The 7048-nt window shown below is 72.6% G+C and carries 5 protein-coding genes; 3 read left to right on the forward strand and 2 right to left on the reverse strand.

The window, feature by feature from the left end; all coding sequences use genetic code 11:
- Window positions 1-223: 223 nt before the first annotated feature.
- Entirely contained in the window at window positions 224-1183 is a 960-nt protein-coding gene (locus ACFVGY_RS35115) for a hypothetical protein (RefSeq protein ID WP_385685782.1), read from the forward strand.
- On the opposite strand, the gene ACFVGY_RS35120 is transcribed toward ACFVGY_RS35115, so the two are convergent.
- A complete protein-coding gene (locus ACFVGY_RS35120) occupies window positions 1159-2061 on the reverse strand; it encodes a pyridoxamine 5'-phosphate oxidase family protein (protein WP_385685784.1) in 903 nt (300 codons plus the stop codon). The two genes, ACFVGY_RS35115 and ACFVGY_RS35120, sit on opposite strands and share 25 nt — an antisense overlap.
- 29 nt (window positions 2062-2090) lie before the next feature.
- Window positions 2091-2549 carry a VOC family protein gene (locus ACFVGY_RS35125; protein ID WP_385685787.1) on the reverse strand — a complete coding sequence of 153 codons (459 nt, stop codon included), beginning with the start codon at window positions 2547-2549 and terminating at the stop codon, window positions 2091-2093.
- Window positions 2550-2691: 142 nt separating this feature from the next.
- On the opposite strand from ACFVGY_RS35125, the gene ACFVGY_RS35130 reads away from it, so the two are divergent.
- Both ACFVGY_RS35130 and ACFVGY_RS35135 read left to right on the forward strand, forming a co-directional pair.
- Window positions 2692-3261, forward strand: coding sequence for a CGNR zinc finger domain-containing protein (locus tag ACFVGY_RS35130; RefSeq protein ID WP_385685790.1), 570 nt, complete (start codon window positions 2692-2694; stop codon window positions 3259-3261).
- Window positions 3262-3535: 274 nt separating this feature from the next.
- Window positions 3536-6871, forward strand: coding sequence for a S8 family serine peptidase (locus ACFVGY_RS35135; RefSeq protein ID WP_385685793.1), 3336 nt, complete (start codon window positions 3536-3538; stop codon window positions 6869-6871).
- Window positions 6872-7048: the final 177 nt, after the last annotated feature.

Here is a 7048-nt window from a genome sequence, read left to right on the forward strand (position 1 = left end):
GCGGCGCGCCGCCCCCCCGGCGGGGGGGGGGCGCGCCCGCCCCCCCCCCCCCCCCCCCGGCGCGGGGGGGGGGGGGGGGGGGGCCCGCCCCCCCCCCCCCGCGCCCCGGCACCGCAGGCTATCGGCAATCGAACGGCAGTACTTTAGTGCTGTCTTGTCCGGATTTGTCGACGGGACGGTAACAGCGGTTAGGGGGCAGCCCCCGGGCGGGAATCTCCGCGGCATGAACCCCAACGCGCCCCTCCCCCTCACGCACCTCACCGACAGCCGCCCCCGCGTGCTGACCGTCGCCCAGCTCCGCGAGCACGGCGTCACCGCTTCCGACGCCGCCGACCGCTCCTGGCAGGAGATCCTCCCGGGCGTCTTCCTCCTGCACTCCGGGGTCGCCACGAGCGAGGAGCGACTGCACGCCGCCCTGCTGTACGCGGGCCGGCGCGGCGGCGAGGTCATGGTCACCGGCCTGGCGGCGCTCGCCCTGTACCGGTTCGCCTCCGCCCCCGCCCTGCTCTCCCTCCCGCAGATCGACGTGCTCGTCCCGCACACCCGCCGGCTCCGCTCCGTCGGCACCGTCCGCATCGTCCGGTCGCACACGCCGCCCCGGCCGGTGGAGGTGACCGGGCTGCCGGTGGCCCCGGTGGCCCGGGCCCTGGCCGACGCCGTCGCCGTGCTCTCCGACGCCGGGACCGTACGCCGTCTGCTCAGCGAGGCCGTCCGCGCCGGGCACTGCGAACCCGCCGCCGTCGTGAGGGAGCTGACGGTGGCCCGGCTGCTGAACCGGCCGCACGTCGTGGACGCCGTCGAGTCGCTCCTCGCCGAGGGCCGGGCCATCGCCGAGGACCGGCTGTACCGGCTGGTGCGCGGCTTCGCACTCCCCGAGCCGGTCTGGAACGTGGACCTGCGCCTGCCCGGCGGCCCGCACCTCGGCGGGGTCGACGCGTACTGGCCCGAGCAGGCCGTGGCCGTGGAGATCGACACCCGCGCACCCCGGCAGGGCGAGGACGAGGAGTGGTCGCAGACCGTGCGCAAGCGGGACGCCCTGGAGCGGCTCGGGGTGACCGTCCTCCACATCACCCCGCGCAAGCTGCGCGACTGGCCCGAGCAGCAGGCCGCGGTCCTGCGGACCGCCCTGACGGCGGCCGAGGACCGCGAACCCGCCGCCTACCTGGTGGTGCTCCCCCAGTGAGGGGGCAGCGCCGGGTTCGCCGGCGAGTACTCCGGGGTACTCCACAGCAGCCGCCCGGCGTGCAGGCCCTCCACGGCCTCCTCGACGCGGAAGACCACGCTGCGGCCGCCGTCCGGCCCGAACTCCGTCCGCGCCCGGCCGCTCAGCTGGAGCACCGCCCCGGTCTCCCAGTCGGGGAACAGCAGCCCGGCCCGCGGGTCGGCGGCCAGGTTCCCCAGGGTGAGGAACATGGCGTTGCCCGGGTAGTCGGGCCAGGACAGTTCGGTCGGCGACAGCACCTCCACGAAGCCCGGCAGACCGCCGCGGTGGCTCGCCTCCACGCGGCCCCCGGCGGTGGTCGCGACGAAGAAGGTGTCCGCGGCGCGGACGGCCCGCTCCTGGCCCGGGGTGAGCGCTCCCCCGCGGCGCACGATCCCCGGCCCCTCGGCGATCCGCTCCAGCGGCTGCCGTTTCTGCAGGTACTTGGGGCAGTTGGCGAAGACCTGCTCGGCCCCGACGGCGAATCCGCCCGGGCTCGCCTCCAGGATTCCGTTCAGCCGCATCCGGCGCCGGGTGCGCGGGTCGAGGGCGATGGTCCCCACCCGGGTGCCGTCGGCGGCGAGCGCCCCGGTGAGCGGGTCCCCGGCCGGCAGGCCGCCGACGACGGCCATGCGGCGCGCGTCCACGGCCCGGACGAAGCCGGGCGGACCGGTGAGCAGCGAGGCCCACAGTCGACCGGCGGTGTCGGCGGCGCCGACGACCAGGTGCGGCTGCCGTTCCAAGAAGGCCGCGGCGACGTCCTTGATGTCCGTGCCGATCGAGCGGCCGACGTGCTCGGCGAGCTCGCGCACGCCGACGCGTTCCTGTACGGCCAGCGAGCCCGGGTGGTACCGGTCCATGACGACCTCCTGCGTCGGTCCGTGGGCTTCTAGAAGAAGCCGCAGGTCGGGGCCCCCGCGGTGGGGGCGGGGGCGTCCTCGGCGCCCTTCGGTGCGGAGATCTCCAGGCGGGTGCCGTCGGGGTCGTGGAAGAAGATCCCGCCGGAGGCCGCGCCCTCGCCGTGGGCGACGACCCCGTCGTAGGCGAACGGGACACCCAGGTCGCGCAGCCGTGCCTCGTAGGCGCGGACCTCGTCGATGCCGTCGGCGCTGAACGCCAGGTGGTGGAGGCCGGCCGCCGCCGGGGCGTAGGCGCTGTCCGCCTGCTGCCACAGGGTGAGGACGAGCTCGCCGGCCCGGCCGAGGAAGGCGAAGCGGCGGTCCTCATCCGTGCCCTCGCCGAGGAGGTCGAAGCCGAGGGTGTCCCGGTAGAAGACGAGCGAGCGGGTGAGGTCGGTGACGTTCAGGCCGATGTGTCCGGTGCGGAGCGCACTGACGGCAGCGGTCACGGCTGCCCCCCTTTCGACGGGCCCCGCGGTTCCCCGGCGGAGCGCTCTAACCATCTAATTTCAATTTAAGGGTTAGATCGGAAGGCGTCAACCGGTCACGTACCCTTGAGGGGTTAGTAGGCGTTCGCGAAGGAGCGGCGAGATGACCACGGAGGCGACGGCGGACCCCCGCCCCCTGACGGGTGAGCCGCTCGCCCTGGACCTGCTGAACACGCGCTGGGTGCAGGACGGCGCACCGGTCGACCTCTTCGCCGGCGCCTTCGGGCTGACCCGCATGGAAGGGCTCGCCCTCTGGCTGCGCAGCGCCGGGTTGGCCGACCGCTTCCGCGCCGACCCCTCGACCCTCGTCCACCTGCTGACCGCCCGCGAGGCGCTGGCCCGCGCCGTCGCCGACCCGGCCGACGAGAGCGCCCGGTCCCTGGTCGACGCCGTCCTGGAGCACGGGCGCATCCGCGCCACGCTGACCGCCGAAGGCCCCGGCGAGCGGGCCGAGTTCGACGACCGCTCGTGGGGACCGGCCTGGACGGCCGCCCGCGACTACCTGGAGCTGCTGCGCTCGACGCCCGAGCGGATCCGCACGTGCGCCTCGGAGACCTGCGTGCTCCACTTCCACGACACCTCGCGCAACGGGACCCGACGCTGGTGCTCGATGTCCGCCTGCGGAAACCGGGCGAAGGCCTCGCGCCACTACGCGCGCACGCGCGAGCGCTGAAACGCCCGAAGTCGTCACACCCGACCCGCGGCTGACCGCGCACACGTCGCGGCCGCGAGGTCGGGATATCGACAAATCAACTCACCGACCCTGATGGTTCGCCGGGGTATGCCCCGGTACGACCCCGATGGCACACACGGTGCGCTGGCGGAAGTCCGCCATGTCAGGTCTCGGTCAATGACAGACCTCCCCAAAGCCCTGGCGCGTGAGGAAAGCTGACCGGTCATCCGGCACCGAATTCCGGAGCGTTTCTTTCACTTAGCCAGGGATGCTGATGACCTTCGAATCCCCCAGTTCGATATCCGGGGCCCGGCGCGTCGCGCGCGTCGCGGCCGCGGCCGGCCTGGTGGCCGCGCTCGCCGCGACGGGCGCCGTGCCCGTGTTCGCGGCGACCGGCACCGGCCCCGGCACCGGCACGCCGGGTACCGGTCCGGCCGTCAAGTCCGCCGACCAGAAGCTCGGTTCGGCCGATGCCGAACTCCTGCAGGAGGCCAAGACCAAGGGTGACGCGACCGTCACCGTCATGGTGGCCACCGCCCCCGGGCAGACCAAGCAGGTCACCGACCAGCTGACGTCCGTCCAGGGCGCGTCGGTCGGCCAGGCCAACGACAAGCTCGGCTACGTGCGCGCCACCCTGCCGACCGGCAAGGCCGAGGCCGCGCTGAAGGCGGCCGCCAAGCTGTCTTCCGTGCACGCCATGGACCTCAAGCACGAGATCCAGCTCCCGGACCCGCGCCCCGACGCGGGCAAGGAGTCGGGCAAGGCGCAGAGGACCGCCTCCGAGAACTACGCGGCACCGGACAAGAACACCCCGGCGAAGAACCCGTACAACCCGTCCTTCGAGACCGGTTCGGTGGACTTCGTCGCGAAGAACCCGCAGGCCGACGGCCGCGGCGTGACCATCGGCATCCTGGACTCCGGCGTCGACATCGCCCACCCGGCGCTGCAGAAGACGACCACCGGCGAGCGCAAGATCGTCGACTGGGTCACCGCGACCGACCCGATCGTCGACAACGACGCCACCTGGCGCCCGCAGGTCACCCCGGTCGCCCCGGCCGGCGGCAGCTTCACCGCGGGCGGCCAGAGCTGGAAGGCTCCGGAGGGCTCGTACCAGTGGAGCCGCTTCACCGAGTCGATCACCGCCAACGGTGACATGAAGGGCGACGTCAACCGCGACGGCGACACCACCGACCGGTTCGGCATGCTGTACGACCCGGCCGCCGGCACCGTCCGCGTCGACACCGACCAGGACAACGACTTCACGAACAACGAGCCGATGAAGCCGTACAAGGACGGCTTCCAGATCGGCTACTTCGGCACGGACAACCCGGCGACCGAGGTCTCCGAGCGCATCCCGTTCGTGATCCAGATCCGCAAGGACGTCCCGATGGACCCGCTGGGCGGGGACTGGGTCGGCAAGAAGGCCGACTTCGTCAACATCGGCATCATCGAGTCCGAGCACGGCACGCACGTCGCCGGCATCACCGCCGCCAACAGCCTCTTCGGCGGCAAGATGAACGGCCAGGCGCCCGGCGCGAAGCTCGTCTCGTCCCGCGCCTGCTCCTGGTCCGGCGGCTGCACCAACGTCGCGCTGACCGAAGGCATGATCGACCTCGTCGTCAACCGCGGCGTGGACATCGTCAACATGTCGATCGGCGGCCTGCCGGCGCTGAACGACGGCAACAACGCGCGCGCCGAGCTCTACAAGAACCTCATCGACACCTACGGCGTCCAGCTCGTCATCTCGGCGGGCAACGAGGGCCCGGGCGTCAACACCATCGGCGACCCCGGCCTCGCGGACAAGGTCATCTCCGTGGGTGCCGCGGTCTCCAAGGAGACCTGGGCCGCCAACTACGGCTCCGGCGTCACCAAGAACTACAACATGTTCAACTTCTCCTCGCGCGGCCCGCGTGAGGACGGCGGCTTCACGCCGACCATCACCGCCCCCGGCGCGGCCATCAACACCATCCAGACCTGGGTGCCCGGCCAGCCGGTGAAGGAGGCGGGCTACGGCCTGCCGGCCGGTTACGGCATGCTCCAGGGCACCTCGATGTCCTCGCCGCAGGCGGCGGGCGCCGGCGCCCTGCTGCTCTCGGCCGCGAAGCAGCACAACATCAAGCTGACCCCGGCCGCGCTGCGCGTCGCGCTCACCAGCACCGCGAAGAAGATCGCGGACGTCCCGGCGCACGCCCAGGGCTCGGGCCTGCTCGACGTCAACGAGGCCTGGGAGTCCGTCCAGCGCGACGCCAAGGCCAACGAGTTCACCGTCAAGGCGCCGGTCGACACCGCGATCGACCAGTTCCTGAAGACCCCGGGCTTCGGCACCGGCCTGTACGACCGCGAGGGCGGTCTGAAGGTCGGCCAGAAGAAGGTCTACAACGTCGTCGTGACCCGCACCACCGGCGTCAAGTACGGCACCCGCCACAACCTGAGCTGGCGGAACGACGACGGCACGTTCAAGATCATCGGCGGCTACGACTACGTCACGCTGCCGCTGAACAAGCCCGTCACCATCAAGGTCGAGGCCAACGCCAAGACGGCCGGCGTGCACAGCGGCATCCTGCAGCTGGACGACGAGACCACCGAGGGCATCGACAAGCAGATCCTGACCACGGTCGTCGCCGCCGCCCCGCTGGCGCAGCCGTCGTTCACGCTGTCGGACACCTCCTCCGTGCAGCGCAACAGCCACAAGTCGTACTTCGTCACCGTGCCGCAGGGCGCGAAGACCCTCGAGGTCGCCCTCGGCGGTCTCGCGGCGGGCAGCCAGACGCGCTTCATCTCGATCCACCCGTACGGCGTGGGCGTCGAGGACAGCGCCACCACCCAGTGCTACCCGAACTACGACAACCCGGCCAACAAGTGCCGCCCCGACCTGCGCTCGTACGAGAACCCGACCCCGGGCGTGTGGGAGATCGAGGTCGAGTCGCGCCGTACGTCGCCGCTGCTGGACAACCCCTTCAAGCTGGACGTCAGCGTCCTCGGCGCGGGCTTCGACCCGGCGGTCAAGGTCCTGCCCGAGGTGAAGCAGGGCACCCCGGCCCCGGTCCAGTGGACCGTCAAGAACGAGGCCGCGGCCATCTCCGGCGGCAAGCTCCAGGGCGGCCCGCTCGGCTCCGCCAAGGTCGCCAAGCCGACCATCGCGGGCGGCGAGCAGCAGACCACCACGGTCACCATCGGTGAGGGCGTCTCCCGCCTGGACGTGGCGATCGGCAAGACCTCCGACACCGGCGCCGACCTGGACCTCGACGTCCTCAAGGACGGCGTGAAGGTCGGTTCCTCCGCCGACGGCGACTCCGAGGAGTCGGTGAGCCTGGTCAACCCGGCCGCCGGTACCTACACCATCGTGGTCACCGGCTACGCGGTTCCGGCCGGCTCCACCACGTACGACTACCGCGACGTGTACTTCTCCTCCGGCCTGGGCTCCGTCCAGGTGGACGAGGGCGCCGCGGTGAACCTCGCCAACGGTGCCTCGGCGGCCGTCTCGGCGAACGTCGTCGCGAACGCCCCGGCCCCCGAGGGCCGGCAGTTCTTCGGCGAGGTCAAGCTGCTGAACTCCCGCGGCACCGCCGCCGGCACCGGCAGCGTGCAGATCGAGAAGGTCCTCCCGTAAGGACGGGGCCTTCCGGCCGCATGACCACGTGAACGCGTGACCGCACGCGGAAGGGGGGGGGGGCCCCGGGGCCCCCCCCCCCCCCGCGGGGCGGGGGGGGCGGCGCCCCCCCCCGGCCCCGCGCGGGGCGGCCCCTGCGTGCGCCGGGGCAGGGGGGTGGGTGCCCCCCCGGGCGCG

The organism is Streptomyces sp. NPDC127106 (assembly GCF_042677605.1).
GTDB lineage: Bacteria > Actinomycetota > Actinomycetes > Streptomycetales > Streptomycetaceae > Streptomyces.